At 33.7% G+C, this 15,565-nt stretch carries 17 protein-coding genes and 3 pseudogenes; 15 read left to right on the forward strand and 5 right to left on the reverse strand.

All coding sequences use genetic code 11. The annotated features are described in order from the left end of the window. Positions 1-269: 269 nt before the first annotated feature. The 6 genes from ACQKNI_RS15600 to ACQKNI_RS15625 all read left to right on the forward strand — a co-directional run bounded on the left by ACQKNI_RS15600 (position 270) and on the right by ACQKNI_RS15625 (position 5,649). Positions 270-698 carry an NfeD family protein gene (locus ACQKNI_RS15600; RefSeq protein ID WP_098252261.1) on the forward strand — a complete coding sequence of 143 codons (429 nt, stop codon included), beginning with the start codon at positions 270-272 and terminating at the stop codon, positions 696-698. Between the two features lie 2 nt (positions 699-700). Beyond that, the gene (locus tag ACQKNI_RS15605) at positions 701-1,669 is read left to right on the forward strand and encodes an SPFH domain-containing protein (RefSeq protein ID WP_098252262.1); all 969 of its coding nucleotides are present in this window, start codon (positions 701-703) and stop codon (positions 1,667-1,669) included. A 920-nt stretch (positions 1,670-2,589) separates the two neighbouring features. After that, positions 2,590-2,910 carry a hypothetical protein gene (locus ACQKNI_RS15610; RefSeq protein WP_179884715.1) on the forward strand — a complete coding sequence of 107 codons (321 nt, stop codon included), beginning with the start codon at positions 2,590-2,592 and terminating at the stop codon, positions 2,908-2,910. Positions 2,911-3,029: 119 nt separating this feature from the next. Beyond that, positions 3,030-4,184, forward strand: a complete 1,155-nt coding sequence (gene spoIIP, locus ACQKNI_RS15615; RefSeq protein WP_098252263.1) for a stage II sporulation protein P — start codon at positions 3,030-3,032, stop codon at positions 4,182-4,184. A gap of 91 nt (positions 4,185-4,275) precedes the next feature. Then, positions 4,276-4,866, forward strand: a complete 591-nt coding sequence (locus ACQKNI_RS15620) for a histidine phosphatase family protein (RefSeq protein ID WP_088230482.1) — start codon at positions 4,276-4,278, stop codon at positions 4,864-4,866. 6 nt (positions 4,867-4,872) lie between these two features. Beyond that, positions 4,873-5,649 carry a Cof-type HAD-IIB family hydrolase gene (locus ACQKNI_RS15625; protein ID WP_088230481.1) on the forward strand — a complete coding sequence of 259 codons (777 nt, stop codon included), beginning with the start codon at positions 4,873-4,875 and terminating at the stop codon, positions 5,647-5,649. Between the two features lie 7 nt (positions 5,650-5,656). Here ACQKNI_RS15625 and ACQKNI_RS15630 read toward each other — a convergent pair whose 3' ends face one another. Then, positions 5,657-6,118 carry a DinB family protein gene (locus tag ACQKNI_RS15630; protein ID WP_088230480.1) on the reverse strand — a complete coding sequence of 154 codons (462 nt, stop codon included), beginning with the start codon at positions 6,116-6,118 and terminating at the stop codon, positions 5,657-5,659. Between the two features lie 171 nt (positions 6,119-6,289). On the opposite strand from ACQKNI_RS15630, the gene alr reads away from it, so the two are divergent. After that, positions 6,290-7,465 carry an alanine racemase gene (gene alr, locus ACQKNI_RS15635; RefSeq protein ID WP_088230479.1) on the forward strand — a complete coding sequence of 392 codons (1,176 nt, stop codon included), beginning with the start codon at positions 6,290-6,292 and terminating at the stop codon, positions 7,463-7,465. Positions 7,466-7,485: 20 nt separating this feature from the next. On the opposite strand, the gene ACQKNI_RS15640 is transcribed toward alr, so the two are convergent. Beyond that, positions 7,486-8,376, reverse strand: a complete 891-nt coding sequence (locus tag ACQKNI_RS15640) for a GNAT family N-acetyltransferase (RefSeq protein WP_098252264.1) — start codon at positions 8,374-8,376, stop codon at positions 7,486-7,488. A 47-nt stretch (positions 8,377-8,423) separates the two neighbouring features. Beyond that, a pseudogene (locus tag ACQKNI_RS15645) lies at positions 8,424-8,546 on the reverse strand (nitrate reductase); the annotation flags it as partial. 228 nt (positions 8,547-8,774) lie between these two features. Between ACQKNI_RS15645 and ACQKNI_RS15650 the strand changes: the two are divergent. Continuing rightward, positions 8,775-9,620, forward strand: a complete 846-nt coding sequence (locus ACQKNI_RS15650) for a YitT family protein (RefSeq protein WP_088230477.1) — start codon at positions 8,775-8,777, stop codon at positions 9,618-9,620. Between the two features lie 77 nt (positions 9,621-9,697). Here the strand turns inward: ACQKNI_RS15650 and ACQKNI_RS15655 are convergent, their stop codons facing one another. Further along, positions 9,698-11,098 (reverse strand): PLP-dependent aminotransferase family protein, encoded by a 1,401-nt coding sequence (locus tag ACQKNI_RS15655; protein ID WP_144559798.1) that lies wholly within the window; start codon positions 11,096-11,098, stop codon positions 9,698-9,700. Between the two features lie 130 nt (positions 11,099-11,228). Between ACQKNI_RS15655 and ACQKNI_RS15660 the strand changes: the two genes are divergently transcribed. Beyond that, entirely contained in the window at positions 11,229-11,651 is a 423-nt protein-coding gene (locus ACQKNI_RS15660) for a GNAT family N-acetyltransferase (RefSeq protein WP_098252266.1), read from the forward strand. Positions 11,652-11,805: 154 nt separating this feature from the next. Here the strand turns inward: ACQKNI_RS15660 and ACQKNI_RS15665 are convergent. After that, positions 11,806-12,432 (reverse strand): annotated as a pseudogene (locus tag ACQKNI_RS15665) (DUF1648 domain-containing protein). 136 nt (positions 12,433-12,568) lie between these two features. Between ACQKNI_RS15665 and ACQKNI_RS15670 the strand changes: the two are divergent. The 6 genes and pseudogenes from ACQKNI_RS15670 (at position 12,569) to ACQKNI_RS15695 (ending at position 15,555) form a co-directional block, all read left to right on the forward strand. Further along, the gene (locus ACQKNI_RS15670) at positions 12,569-13,135 is read left to right on the forward strand and encodes a GNAT family N-acetyltransferase (RefSeq protein WP_098252268.1); all 567 of its coding nucleotides are present in this window, start codon (positions 12,569-12,571) and stop codon (positions 13,133-13,135) included. Positions 13,136-13,141: 6 nt separating this feature from the next. Continuing rightward, on the forward strand, positions 13,142-13,702 hold the full coding sequence (locus ACQKNI_RS15675) for a 2'-5' RNA ligase family protein (protein WP_098252269.1): 561 nt from the start codon (positions 13,142-13,144) through the stop codon (positions 13,700-13,702). After that, positions 13,699-14,184, forward strand: coding sequence for a GNAT family N-acetyltransferase (locus tag ACQKNI_RS15680; protein ID WP_098252270.1), 486 nt, complete (start codon positions 13,699-13,701; stop codon positions 14,182-14,184). Before ACQKNI_RS15675 ends, ACQKNI_RS15680 begins: the two co-directional genes overlap by 4 nt. 12 nt (positions 14,185-14,196) lie before the next feature. Continuing rightward, positions 14,197-14,537: pseudogene (locus ACQKNI_RS15685) on the forward strand (cupin). Continuing rightward, complete coding sequence (locus ACQKNI_RS15690; RefSeq protein WP_088230470.1) at positions 14,534-14,962, forward strand: GNAT family N-acetyltransferase; 429 nt, start codon at positions 14,534-14,536, stop codon at positions 14,960-14,962. The pseudogene ACQKNI_RS15685 and the gene ACQKNI_RS15690 overlap by 4 nt, the downstream one beginning before the upstream one ends. A gap of 296 nt (positions 14,963-15,258) precedes the next feature. After that, positions 15,259-15,555, forward strand: coding sequence for a WXG100 family type VII secretion target (locus ACQKNI_RS15695; protein ID WP_000918601.1), 297 nt, complete (start codon positions 15,259-15,261; stop codon positions 15,553-15,555). Positions 15,556-15,565: the final 10 nt, after the last annotated feature.

Consider the following 15,565-nt stretch of genomic DNA (forward strand, 5'->3'; position numbering starts at 1 on the left):
GAATCATCCCTTCTTAAAAAATAATACAACAGTTAAAATTATTATAATTTAGAGATTTGATTTTTGAAAGAATTTATTTTTTTGTCATTTTTTGAAAGGTATTTTCATGTATAATGAAGAATATATTAATATAGCATTTTATTGATACTTATTGTAACAGCGAATATGTACAATAGCTTGTAGCAAACGCCCATGTATGAGAAAGGGCGGATAAACCATTCGTTTCTTCATATACATATAAAAAATGAGCAAGAAAGTGAGGGTTGCATATGGCTGGTTGGGTAATTTGGTTTATAATAGCTGGTATTTTATTTATAGCAGAAATGTTATCGATTACGTTTTACATGTTGTGGCTTGGAATTGGAGCTGTTGTCGGAGGTCTTATTGCTTTGTTTGCTCCTGATGCGCTATTTTTACAAGTTGTTGCTGGTGCGATTGTAAGTTTAACATTGACGTTCTTTACGAAAAGAATTTCAAAAAACTTTCGAGAAGCAAAAGGTTTTACTGATACAGTAGATATGCTTGTCGGTAGAAAGGGAATCGTTATGCAAGCGATTACAAGTGAAGTGAATGGTATTGTGAAAGTGGATGGAGATACTTGGACAGCTATTGCAGATGCTCCAATTGAGGCTGGAGAAAAAGTTGTTGTTATAAAGAGGCATAGTACTATATTACAAGTGAAAAAGGAGAGTGAATAAATATGGTAGCATTAACGTTAACGATTATATTCGCACTAATTGTAGTTACATTTATCGCATTAACAATTAAAATTATTCCTCAGCAAAAAGTTGGGGTTGTTGAAAGATTTGGTAAGTTTCAACGTATTATGCACCCAGGATTAAATATTTTAATCCCAGTTGTAGATCGCGTTCGTGTATATCATGACTTACGTATTCAACAAACGAATGTACCACCACAAAAGGTAATTACGAAAGATAATGTACAAGTAGAAATTGATACAATTATTTTCTATCAAATTGTTGAACCAGAACTTGCAACATATGGTATTTCTAACTATGAATATGGTGTTCGTAATATTACTTCTGCAACGATGCGTCAAATTATTGGTAAAATGGAACTTGATGAAACGTTATCTGGTCGTGAAAAAATTTCAACAGAAATTCGTTTAGCGCTTGATGAAGCAACAGAAAAATGGGGCGTACGCATTGAGCGTGTTGAAGTTGTCGATATCAATCCGCCAAAAGACGTGCAAGCATCAATGGAAAAACAAATGAAAGCAGAACGTAATAAACGTGCGATTATTTTAGAAGCTGAGGCAGCGAAACAAGATAAAGTCCTTCGTGCTGAAGGGGAAAAGCAAAGTAAAATTTTAATGGCTGAAGGGGATAAAGAAGCACGTATTCGAGAAGCTGAAGGTTTAAAAGAAGCAAAAGAGTTAGAAGCGCAAGGGGAAGCAAGAGCGATTGAGGAAATTGCAAAAGCAGAACAGAACCGAATTGAATTACTTCGAGAAGCAAATTTAGATGAACGTATACTTGCATACAAATCATTTGAATCATTAGCTGAAGTTGCAAAAGGGCCAGCTAATAAAGTATTTATTCCGTCTAATGCAATTGAAACACTTGGTACTCTTGGGGCGATTGGAGAAATCTTTAAAGAAAAACAAGCGAAGAATTTCCCTTTGAATAATACAGACAAAGAACAATAAGAGTGTGGAAGAGAAATGGGATGCCATTTCTCTTTTTATTTTTGAGTAGGATAACAAATAGAAATCTCTTTAAGTTAGCAGATTCTTGTTCCAGGTATTTCTTAATGAATAGAGATGCAATTAGGAGCGAATTGTTTCTATCGCACTTTAATTAAGTTGCACGGTTTTAATGAAAAACAAAATTATATATTTTTTTGTAATGTATTTCATATGATTTTTAAGAGGGGAAAACAGGGGGGATTTTATGTTAGTAATATTAGCAACAATTGTAGCGTGTATTTGGTATTTTTTTGACCTTCCAAGTGCTACAACTGTAGTATTGGTTTGTGGTTTAATTATTGTGCTTTCTACAATTGTAAATAGAAATGTAAAAAGTGTGTTGTTCTTTTTAGGTACTGTTATCTTATTCTTTGTTGCTCTATCTAATTCGATTTTTTATGCTGCTTTTGCTTTCTTTGTTGTATTAATAGCAGCAGGAATATTGTTTGATTCAGCGAGCTCTGAAGAATTAGATGGTGAAAGAAATAATGGTAGAGGTTTTAACAATGGCCGACGAATTAGGGAACCTAAAACAAGAGTTGCTAATGCAAGACATGAGGGGTTTTATGGATATGATGATGAAGTGCAATACGACCGAAATAATTCTAGATTTTCTCATGCAAGTTCAAAAAAACAGAGCGGGATGTCAGAAGAGGAATATCGAAAGAAACAAGCAGAGGATGATGCATACTTTTACAGAAGGCATAGCGGTTATAGACATAAGGTCGATGAAGCTGATGATATTCTAGGACGTAGTCAACGAGACAGAGACTATGAAGATGATAAGTATGAAGTTCGCTGTAACGGTTGTAATGAGCCTGAAAGCCATTGTAAATGCTGCGGAACTTGTGACCAGTATCCATGTCGTTGTTGTCGTCGATGTGATAGTTATCCGTGCGAATGCTGTAATGAATGTGGAGAGGCGAATTGTCGCTGTTGCCGTCGATGTGACAGTTATCCATGTGAATGTTGTAATGAATGTGGAGAGGCGAATTGTCGCTGTTGCCGTCGATGTGACAGTTATCCATGTGAATGCTGTAATGAATGTGGAGAGGCAAATTGCCGCTGTTGTCGAAGGTGTGATTCATATCCATGTGAATGTTGTAATAGCTGCGGTCAACCGGATCGATATTGTAGATGCGATAGATAAGGCAAAACACCATCTTGTGATGGTGTTTTATTTATATAGATACATAATATAGCAATGAATTTCTTAGTTTTGTCATGCGTTATTTATGTCAGTGACGATGCAGACGAAAGTGCTATAAAAACTTGTCATTTCTCTTTTAGTGCGTATATTACGAAAGGCTTGTACATATTCATGTATAAAGAAGGTGATATAGTGAAAAAGTATGCAACTCGTATACATGGAAAAAAACTAATTTCGTTACTTTTTTTATATGCACTAGCAGTAATTATTATAGCGTCGATTTTAACGTCTCTTTTACATACAATGAAATCAAATTATGCGAATCAATGGTTTGGAAAAGTATCTATGCAAGGTTTTGTTCAAATGATAGAAAGTGAGAATCGCTATTATGGATTTGATTATTTTAAGCAGAATAAACGGGAGTCAGTTGGGAATTTAATGTTCTCTATTGCGACAGATTTGAAAATTAAAGATTTAAGAACATTTGTCGGTAAAGAAGTACCTGGTATGTCAAAATATTATTCTAACATTATCGTAGCTGGGGAAGGGACAAACTTTACGAATATCCCCAATGAATCTAGTGTACCAATAGAAGAAGTAACGAAAGATCGAGAAGTAGCAAAAGACAAAGTTACAGAAGCGGAAAAGAATAATCCGGTACAGAAAAAGAACGGAGCGAAAAAAGGGGAAAGTGCAGTATATATTTACCATACACATAGCTGGGAATCCTTTTATCCGTTATTACCAGGGGCTACCGATCCATCGAGTCCAGATGTAAACGTGTCCTTACTAGGGAAACGGATGAAGGAACAACTGGAAGGACAAGGTATTCCAGTAACTCATGATACAACGAATATGGGGAATTTATTAGCGAGTAAAAAATGGAAATGGCCGCAATCATATAAAGCATCTCATGAATATGTAAAAGAGGCATTAGCACAAAATAATAAAATTGCGTTTCCGATTGATATACACCGTGACGATCAGCGCAAGAAAGTAACTACAAAAGTAATTAACGGGAAATCGTATGCAAGATTATATTTTATCATTGGAATGGAAAATGAAGGACGTGCTGAAAATGAAAAAATTGCAAGAGCAATCAATAGTTATTTAGATGAAAACTATTACGGATTAAGTAGAGGGATTTTTCCGAAGTATAAAAAAGATGGAAATGGCGTTTATAACCAGGATTTATCTAAAAAGGCAATGTTAATTGAGGTTGGTGGTGTGGATAATACGTTAGATGAATTATATAACACGATTGATGTGTTAACGGAAGCGTTTAGTAAGTATTATTGGAATGATGCGGAGAAGGTAAATGGATGAGGAACGGGAGACCGTTTCTTTTTTTGTTATAGAAAGTTAAAATTATGATATAATGTAATTTTGCGAATATTGAATCAGGGAGTGGGAACAAATGCAAATACTACTAATACGCCACGGAGAATCAGAAGCTGACATTTTACATGTGCATGAAGGACGAGCTGACTTTGAGTTAACAGACAAGGGAAGGCAGCAAGTGAAAAGACTTGTACAGAAAGTGAAAAAGGATTTTCCGCCAGATTTCATTTGGGCTAGTACATTAAAGCGTGCTCGCGAAACTGCTGAAACATTAGCTGCGGCAATCGAATGTCCAATTCAATTAGAAGAGGAATTAATGGAGTTTAATAATGGAGTACAAGCTGGGTTGTCTTTTGAAGAAGCAAAGAAATATCCTGAACCAAAGTTTCTACATGACCGTTTTGAAAATGGAGAATCATTTATCGAATTTCGAATGAGAATAGAAGGAATCTTTTCTAAAATCGTGACAGAGAATACATATGATCGGATAGCAATCGTTGCACACGGTGGCGTAATAAATAGTCTATTACGTGCATTTTTCCAAATGCCAATTTCAATGGACTATTATTTTAAAATGGGAGATACGGGGATAAGTTTAATTGAAATTGAGGATGAACAAAAAACGGTACATTTCATTAATGATACGAATCATTTAGACGGGATGTAGAGACTTATGTACAAAGTTGTATTTTTCGATGTTGACGGTACGCTTTTAAGTGAGATTGATAGAAGTATGCACGAAAGTACAAAAGAAGCGATAAGAAGGTTAATAGATAAAGGGATTCATGTAGTTGTTACAACAGGGAGACCATATAGCTTATGCTCACAATTTAAAGAGCTGGGCATAAATACGTTTATTTCTGCAAATGGTGCACATATAAAGTGTGAGGATGAAGTAATACATAAATCGGTACTTTCAAGTGAAATTGTTCATGATATTTCAAATTTCGCTGAATTACATGGTCATAGTGTTTCTTACTTTACAGAAGAATTTGCAATGAACGGAATAGCCTCGGATAATGAACGTGTAATTCAAGCGCTTAACGAGACGTTAAATTTAGCAAAGTATCCTGAAAAAAGCAGGGATTTGTCAGAAGAGGTCTATTGTTTATGTCTGTATGGGGATGAAATTGAAGCTCAAAAATTTCTTGAAAGATATCCAATGCTTACGTTTGAACGTTTTCATGGTTACGTTATGAATGTATTGGAAGATAATAAAGTATCAAAACTAACTGCTATTCAAAAGGTATTGGATCATTTAAACATTTGTAAATCAGAAGCAATTGCTTTTGGTGACGGTGGAAATGATATCGAGATGTTGCAGTATGTAGGATTAGGGATCGCGATGAAGAATGGCAATGAAGAGTTAAAGAAAAAAGCGGATTACGTTACGAAGAAATCAAGTGAAGGTGGCATTTTATTTGCCTTAGAGAAGTTTCATGTCGTCTAACATACCTTTATTGAAATAAAGGTATGTTAAGATCTTTCACGTGCTCGCATAATAAAATATGAATCTGTCCACGATGATGATAAAAGTGTGCAACAATTTCAAGCAACCATTCGAATCGAGAATAAGAAATACCCCAATAAGCAGTCTTAACTTCCGCTAATTCTTCATCCGAATAGGATAAAAAAGTTTTAGAAAGTAACTCATATCCTTGGAGCATTGTTTGCTGTATATGAGCAATTGTTTTAGGGGTATGTTCTATATAAAAGGTATGTAACTCTTTTTCTGTAATACCATTTAAAATGAGTAAATCTGCATGGCAAATAAGTGCGAGATGTGTGCACATTTCAAATAATGACCGCTTTGATTCAATCGGCTTTATTTTCAAATCACTTTCAGTATATTGATTCAGCATTTGAATAGAAGTATCAACAGCAACCTTAAGTTGATGTAATGTAGATTGAACAAACATTGTAATTCTCCTCATCTCCGTATATAATAGTTTCTTAAGGGTATTATATCATACTAAAAATTCCGAAAATTCTAGTAGTTTGACTAGCATATTGAAAAGTATTATATTGTAAAAGGTCATGTGAAACGTGAAATAGAATGGAATGCAATTATTGAGTTAGGAGTTAGACCAATGAGTTTGAACTATGGAAGAGATACAATTGTTGAAGTTGACTTAAATGCAGTAAAACATAATGTAAAAGAATTTAAAAAACGAGTGAATGATGAAAATATTGCAATGATGGCTGCTGTAAAAGCGAATGGGTATGGCCACGGGGCGATTGAAGTTGCGAAAGCTGCTATTGAAGCAGGAATAAACCAGCTTGCAGTTGCATTTGTAGATGAAGCGATAGAGTTAAGAGAAGCTGGAATTAACGTGCCGATTTTAATTTTAGGCTATACATCAGTAGCAGCTACGGAAGAGGCAATTCAATATGACGTTATGATGACTGTCTATAGAATAGAAGATTTACAAGGTATAAATGAAATCGCAAACCGTCTTCAAAAGAAAGCACGCATTCAAGTGAAAATTGATACAGGAATGAGTCGTATCGGTTTACAAGAAGAAGAGGTTAAACCATTTTTAGAAGAATTAAACCGTATGGAGTATGTAGAGGTAGTAGGTATGTTTACACATTACTCTACGGCAGATGAAATTGATAAATCATATACGAATATGCAAACAAGTTTATTTGAAAAAGCTGTTAATATAGCAAAAGAATTAGGAATTCATATCCCATATATTCATAGTTCAAATAGTGCAGGATCAATGGAACTTAGCAATACATTTCAAAATATGGTTCGTGTAGGTATTGGAATTTATGGAATGTATCCTTCAAAAGAGGTGGATCATTCAGTAGTTTCTTTACAGCCTGCGTTGTCGTTAAAATCAAAAGTAGCTCATATTAAACATGCAAAGAAGGATCGCGGTGTAAGTTATGGGAATACGTATGTAACAACTGGTGAAGAATGGATTGCAACTGTACCGATTGGTTATGCTGATGGCTATAATCGCCAGTTGTCTAATAAAGGACAGGCATTAATCAATGGAGTTCGAGTACCTGTTATTGGCCGTGTTTGTATGGACCAGCTTATGCTTGATGTTACGAAAGCAATGCCAGTACAAGTAGGAGACGAAGTTGTATTTTACGGTAAACAAGGTGAAGAAGAGGTTGCAGTAGAAGAAATAGCAGATATGTTAGGTACAATTAACTATGAAGTTACGTGTATGTTAGATAGAAGAATTCCACGTGTTTATAAAGAAAATGAAGAAACGACTGCGGTTGTAAATATATTAAGAAAAAACTGAATCATATCGATTCAGTTTTTTTATTTGTCGTAAATGAAAAGTGGGCTATGTAACAAGTTATAGTAATTATGCTTCATTATAATTTCAAAGCCACAATGTGTATAAAGCTTCAAAGCATTATTATTTTTTGTTTCAACATCTAGTATAATCGTTGCAACACCTTCAGAAATGAGGCGATGAACTATATTAGTGAGGATATCTTTCCCGTAACCGCGTCCTTGATGAAAAGGGTGCACAGCGAATCCTGATAATGTAGTAAAATGCTCTTGGTGAGTAACTGTAATTGTTCCTATTACGTTGTCATTGATAAGAGCACTGTATACTTGATGAGAAGAGGAATGCAACATTTTTTGTAACCATATAGCTGTATTTTCTACAGAGTCGCCGAAAGCTTTACTAGAGACATCGATAAGATCAGGAAGTGATGCTGTAGGTGCAAGGGTAAGTTGTATAGTATTCTCCAGTTTGTTTTGTGTTTTTTTTGATTTGAACTTCATACTATACTCGCTATATAGATAAGGTAATTTTAAGTAATCTGCAAATGATTTTCCTGAAGTGGAGTCGCCATTAATAATAAGAAGGGCTTCATCTACCTCTCTGTTCTGTATTTCTTTCATTGCGGTTTGTAAAAGAGTAGTGCCTATTTGTTGTTTTCTATAGTTCGGATGAACGAATCCTATTAGCTCTAGTTTTGTCGGTCTTTCAAAGTCATACATACTTAGTGCACCGATTAATTGAGTATCATCATAAAATAAAAAATCATTTATTTCTTCTTTATTACGAGTAGTTAAAAAGTTTTCATGTAAATCTGACGAATAATCAATTTGGTCGTGTTGCCCACAAATATAAGCTAAATCTTTCATTTGTTGCATTTCGTTTGTTGTTATAGATTTCTTTTTTTTAATACTCATTTCATAATCCCTCGCAATCGTTATTAAAAATAGGATAAATGACATAACTACTTTTCTAATTTTACATTACCTTGAACGGATAATAACCGATACAAATATCGATAAGGCTGTCTACATTCTGCAAGATGAGGAATGGGCATAATAGTCTCATAGCTTTGTTTAAAAGCATGAGTTCATTTTTCTGTAAATTCTATAAATTGATTATATAACACAATGTAATTAAGAAGTGAAAATTAGGATAGTTAATATTTCTGTATATATTGTATTAGAGTTTGAGATTCTACATAATAATTACCAAAAAGGTGAAAAATATGTGTATATAAAGCAATTTCTTTGTATTTGCGAAAAAAATTAGTTATGATAATACTAAGAAAATATATAAGTTTTGGGGGTAATGAATGAGAAAAGTATTTGAATACGTATTATTAACAATTGGCTCCATTATTGTAGCGGGTTCATTAGAACTTATTTTAGCACCTAATGGATTAGTAGATGGCGGAGTAACAGCTATTGCGATTATGGCGAATAAAGTTGCTGGATTGCCGCTTTATGGTGTGTTCTTAGGAATTAATATTCCAATTTTATTATTTACTGCAAAGGTAATGGGAAAGAAGTTCTTTATTCGTACATCTTATGCAAATGTTGTTACAACACTCGGATTGATTTATTTAAAACCATTTCCAGCAATTACGACTTCGGAATTATTAATTGTACTTTATGGAGGAGTTCTATTTGGAGTTGGAGTTGGGATCGTTGTAAAAATGGGCGGAGCAATTGACGGATCAGAAATGTTAGCAGTTTGGATGAACAAGCATTTTAAAGTACCGATTAGTACATTTTTACTTGCTGTAAATGCGGTTATTTTCATATTTGTAGCGATTTTATTTTCAATCGAACAAGCGATGTTTTCATTAGCAATTTTCTATATTGTTACGAAGATGATTGATTTCATATTAGATGGTATTAATCAAGGTAAGAGCGTCATGATTATTTCTGGTAAGAATAAAGAAATAGGCGATCTATTAATGAAAGAATTACAATTATCCGTTACGTATCTACATGGAGAAGGTGGTTTTTTAGGAGAGCATAAGAGAATTATTTATTGTATTACAAACCGTTTCATTTATCCAAAAATGAAAGATCTCGTTCTCTCTGTAGATCCAACTGCTATAATTGAAGCTTCCTATTCAACAGAAACAACGGGTGTTAAGCGTCCGGGAAGGGCTTCACGGTCAGGTGAATAACTAGAAGAAGGTTGTCCAAAAAGCTATTTTGGAACAGCCTTCTTTTTATTTTGTTGAATTGTTAATGTATTCCTAGTTTAACTAGGGAACCAAGCGCTCTTCAATAACGTAACTATCGTTTCAATTTTATTTTCCGGAATACTACCAAAACCGATTAAAATATATGATTCCTTGCGTAAATCAGTTACAAAATCATATGGAGAAAGTGGATATAATTTAACACTTTGTTTCTTAGCAGATTCAATAAGTTCTTCTTCATTCATACTGTTATGGACGTGTAGAATAATATGAAGCCCTGATTGTTCGCCGAGAATTTGAACGTTAGTTTCCATTTCTTTTTTTATGGATTTTACTAACGTGTGATGTTTTCTTTTGTATAACGTACGACTTCGATTAATATGACGCTGCCAACCGCCACTTTGTATAAAGTTAGCAAAAGCAAGTTGTTGCATAGTAGAGACTGTTTGTTTGAAAATACCGTGCAAATTCTGATATGTTTTTAAAAGATGTGGTGGTAAAACAACATATCCCATTCGTAAAGAAGGTAAAAAAGATTTTGAGAAAGTCCCCATATAAATAACACGTTCATTTGAATCAAGACTTTGTAAAGAAGGAATCGGTTTACCTGCGTAGCGAAACTCCCCGTCATAATCATCTTCAATAATGTATCCGTTGCAATCATTGGCCCATTTTAACAATTCCAATCTTCTGGATAAAGGCATAATCATCCCAAGTGGAAATTGGTGTGATGGCGTAACGTATGCGACATTAGATTTTGTATTGTATAAGCTAGAAATATGAATTCCTTTTTCATCTAATGGAATGGGATGAATTTTACGATTGCAACTTTTAACAATTGCATGTACACGGTGAAATCCAGGGTTTTCAATCCCGTATTCTTTTGTGGGACCAAGTAGTTGGAGTAGTAGCCAAAGAAGTGGCTGAGTCCCAGCGCCAATCACAATTTGATCAGGTGAGGCATGTACGCCGCGCGCATGATATAAATATGTTGAAATATGATCTCGAAGAACAAACTCGCCTTGTGGGTCTTCTTTAGCAAATAAAGCATTTTCGTACTTTAGTATCGCTTCTTGTAATGCTCTTTTCCAGTGTGTAATTGGAAAAGCGGTTTGATCAATAAGTCCTTGGCTACAATCATATTCAAATTGTTCGTCTATGAAATTGCTCGTTTCCTTTGTCACGTCTAATTTTTTGTTTGGAATAACGTCAATATCGACGTTCGCTACAAAAATACCACGCTTCAGTTTACTTTCTACATAACCCTCAGCTAGTAATTGTTGATAAGCGGATTCAACAGTAATACGACTGACGTTAAGTTGTACTGCTAAATTTCTGTGAGAAGGAAGACGTGTACCGGCAGGTAGTGATCCTTGAGCGATTTCTCGTTTCATATATTCGTAAATTTGTAAGTAAATTGGTATTTTGCTTTTTAATTTCAATGGGATAGTAATGTCCATTATTCCCCCCTCCTTTATAAACTGGCCTTATAAAAAAGAATTAATCTGTCACTTAAGATGAAGGCAGTTATTTTCTATACTAATGATATAACATTTAGAAAATTATATAAATAGTTAGGGGAGAGTTATAATGAACGTTAAAGAAGTAGTAACAGAAGAACAATTAGATGAAGTATTACCTGTTTTACAGCAATTACGAACGAAGCTTTCAAAAGAGGAAGCAAGCTTTTTATTTCGAAAAATGAAGGAAGAGAATTATAAATTATTCTCTTTATACGATGAAATTGGAGAAGTTGTTAGCCTTGCTGGTGTAACGATTTGTACGAATTTTTATAACAAAAAACATGTATTTGTATATGATTTAGTAACGGCGGAAGCACATCGTTCAAAAGGATATGGGAATGTATTGCTTTCGTATATAGAGAACTGGGGAAAGGAATACGGATGTGAGTCTATCGCTCTTACATCAGCGTTTCCTAGATTGGACGCCCACCGTTTTTATGAAAGGGAAGGATATGATAAAGTGAGTTATTCTTTCTATAAAAATTTATAAAGGAGGATAGGTTCTAATTGATGGAAGCTGTTCAGGATATGATTTAGTTAAAAGAGGTGGAGTAGAAGGCTGGATAGAGAAAGGGATTTTAGTTGAGATAGAAAAAGAAAACATTAAGCTGAAATAGGAGGGATGTAACCTCCTATTTTTTTAATTACTTTTTTAAAAGAGTAGATTGCTTGCTGTCTTTAATAAGTAAATAAATTGTACTCGGTAAAATGATAATCGTCATTCCTAAAATAATCGCTAGTATGCCATAACCTCTATACGGAGCAGAAACGATAAACGGAAGTATCGCTAAAAAAACACCTGCAATCATCATTGAAATACTACAAATATTTGAAGCTCTTTTTTTTAGGTGCTTATCATTCCATTCTAATGAAACTGTTGACTTAGTCGTTTCAATTTTGGAACTGAAATAGCCTATTAATATAAATAATAAACCTAATGCTAAAAATATTAAATGATCAAGAGGAAGTGAGAAGCCAAGTGCAATAAGTGCAATGACAATATCAACAAAAAATAAGAATAGTAACATTGTATTACGAGTCCAAAGGAGAAATTTCTGGTTACTTGCAGCTTTAGATAAAGCTAAAAATAGAAAGAATACGAAGGAACATATAATTATATTTACGATCACAAAAGTGCTTTTATCCATTGTTGATGTAGGCGTTCCATTGAAGTCCTATTTTGTAACAATACTTGATGGTAAGAAGAAATAGAGAACAATATTTGTCGTAATAATAGTGAGAAATAAAGCAATATTAAATCGATTATTCACTGAATCACCAGCTTTCTAAATGAATAATTGGTATCTTATAACAAAATTATACAATATAATCAATGATATTTGTTTTGATTTTTCTGAAAAAATATTATAATTGTATATGAAATGAAGAGGGATGTAGGAGGTAATTATGCAAAACGTTAAATTAAATGGGAAGAAAGTTACTATTCGTACAATAGAAGAATCAGATATAAAAACATTATGGAATATCGTATTTAAAGAAGAAAATCCAGAATGGAAAAAATGGGATGCCCCGTATTTTCCGTTTTCAATGCAAGAATATCCGTCTTATAAAGAGAAGATGCAGGTTCGTTTACAAGAAGAACCGCTTTCAAATTTAATTATAGAACATAACGGCCAAATTATTGGAACAGTCGGATTTTATTGGGAGCATAAATCGACGCGTTGGTTAGAGATGGGAATTGTTATTTATAATCCAGCATACTGGAATGGTGGTTATGGTACAGAAGCATTAATATTATATCGAGATTTACTATTTGAAAAGATGGAGATTGGTAGAGTAGGGCTTACGACTTGGTCTGGTAATGAACGAATGATGAAAGTAGCAGAGAAAATAGGAATGAGATTAGAAGGTAGAATGCGAAACTGCCGATATTATAATGGAACGTACTATGATTCTATTCGAATGGGAATGATTCGTGAAGAATGGGAAGCGCTGTGTGTAAAGAAGGGGTGAGGAAGTATGTACGCTACGATTGCTACATTTGATGATGTATTTACTAATAAAATTAGAGCATTGCAAAATGAATTAACAAATATAATTGGAACAAATCAACTAGCTGGAGTAGAACCACATATTACACTTGCCGATTATAATGAGTTAGATGTTACTGTATATATTGAAAAATTAAAGGAGTTTGTAGCTACTCAAGAAAATTTGGCTACAGTAGACTTTCCTTCTATCGGAACTTTTCCTACTAATGGAACAATTTTTCTAGCGCCGACTACTACCGATGAAATGTTAAGATTTCATCATTCTTATCATGATTATTTCAAGACGTTTCATGATAATCTAAATTCGTATTACGTACCAGGAAAATGGATTCCGCATTGCACGATTGCAAATAGGTTAAATGCAAATCAGTTTTTAAGTGTAATGGAATATGTATATGAAAAATTTGATTTTGCAACAGCTTCAATTGAGAAATTAAAATTAATTAAGGTAAATTATGAAAATGGTTCTGCCATTTCTTCTAGTATATTAGCAGAATATAATTTAAAGAGAATGGAGACATCGAGATGACATATGTAATTAGAGAAATGAAGCAAGAAGATATTCATGCTGTACAATCAGTAGCGAAAATAGCTTGGCATGATACGTACGAAGGTATTATTCCGAGAGATATTCAAGATCGTTTTTTAGACGAGGCATATTCTGATGAAAAAATGAAATACCGTCTTAAAAATACACATTTATTTGTTGCAGAAGAAGAGGGGAAAGTGATTGGCTTTGCAAATTTCTCACCTGTTAGACTACAAAACGAAGCGGAATTAGGGGCGATTTATTTATTGCCAGATCAGCAGGGAAAAGGAATAGGTAGTAATTTATTACAAAAAGGGCTGACGGTATTAAAAGGGATTCGGAAACTATACATACATGTAGAAGCAGCAAATGAAAAAGGAAAGCGTTTTTATGAAGCGAAAGGTTTTGCGGAATTGGAGCAATTTGAAGAAGACTTCGAGGGGCATTTAATGCAGACGGTAAGGATGGTCTTATACATATAAGGAGGACTAGAAATGAAGATATTTAATTTTAGTGAAAAAGTAGGAAAACACTTAACGGTATTTCAGTCTAATTTCATAATGTCGAAAATAGTAAACTATCAAGGGAATATGCATATCGGTGCTATGCATTTACAAGCAAATGGAATTATCGGGTATCATGAAGCGGTTGTATCACAACTGCTTCTTATTGTGGATGGAGAAGGGTATGTATGCGGGACAAGCTGTGTTTTGGGAGCGGGGAGAGCTTCATGAGACAAGTACAGAACATGGATTAACGGCAATTGTTATGGAAGCGGAGAATCTTGAACAAATGATACTTATGCCTATTATTCAAGGGGAGTTGTGAAAAGTGATAGTTAAGGCAAATCAAGAAGGTACCAATGAAATATTAAAATATGCAGCTCAGTCAATTTTTGAAGGGACGAGAGGGAATTGTCAGCTAAGTATAGAGAAAGCCCTTGAAATTACAAAGCCGATTTTAGAAAAAGGAGCATATTATTTAGTCATTAAAGAAGAAAATAAAGTACTAGGTTGGATATTAATAGGGGAAAATGTAGACTATTTTTCTCGTGAAAAACTTGGGTTTATATATGAACTGTACGTTTTTCCAGAATATCGCGGGAGAGGATTATCACGAGAGTTGATGGAAGCTGGTATTAAGGAATTGAAGGAGAAGTATTCAGAAATTCGTTTGAATGTATATGCTGAAAATTTTGCAAAAGAAATGTATAAAGATTTTGGATTTGTTGAAAGGCAAGTGATTATGAGTTTGAAGTGAAAAAATATTGCGAGTGGGAGAAGAGAAAAATAAAAAAATATTTTAAACAACTTTAATAACCTTTTATCATATTGTTTGATGGAAGGTTTTATTGCTTTTCAGAAAATAAATGTATAGCGTGTGATTAAAAAATACACAAATTAATATTATATAATATATTGTTATTATAGTAAAAGAGAAATTTTGGAAAAATATCATTTTTTTGTTTAGAATTTTTTAATTTATTGATATAATCAATTTGTAGAATTGATTTTGGGTTAATTTTACTATTTTTAAATTTTAAGGGGGATTTAATAATGGCAGGACAAATTCGTATGTCACCAGAGGAGCTTAAATCGAAAGCGACTCGATATGGACAAGGGGCAAATCAAATTGAGGACATTTTACGTCAGTTACAAAACTTACAAAATGAATTAAGAGGAGAATGGGAAGGTCGTGCTTTCGAAGGTTTTGATCAACAATTCAATCAATTAAAACCAAAAGTACAAAACTTCGCACAGCTATTACAAGAAATTAATATGCAGCTTAATAAAACTGCAGAAGCTGTTGCTAGACATGACGAAGATCTTTCTCGTAATTTCGGTCTACAATAAGACAGATAAA

It is taken from the genome of Bacillus sp. NPDC094064, assembly GCF_050279585.1.
Lineage (GTDB): Bacteria > Bacillota > Bacilli > Bacillales > Bacillaceae_G > Bacillus_A.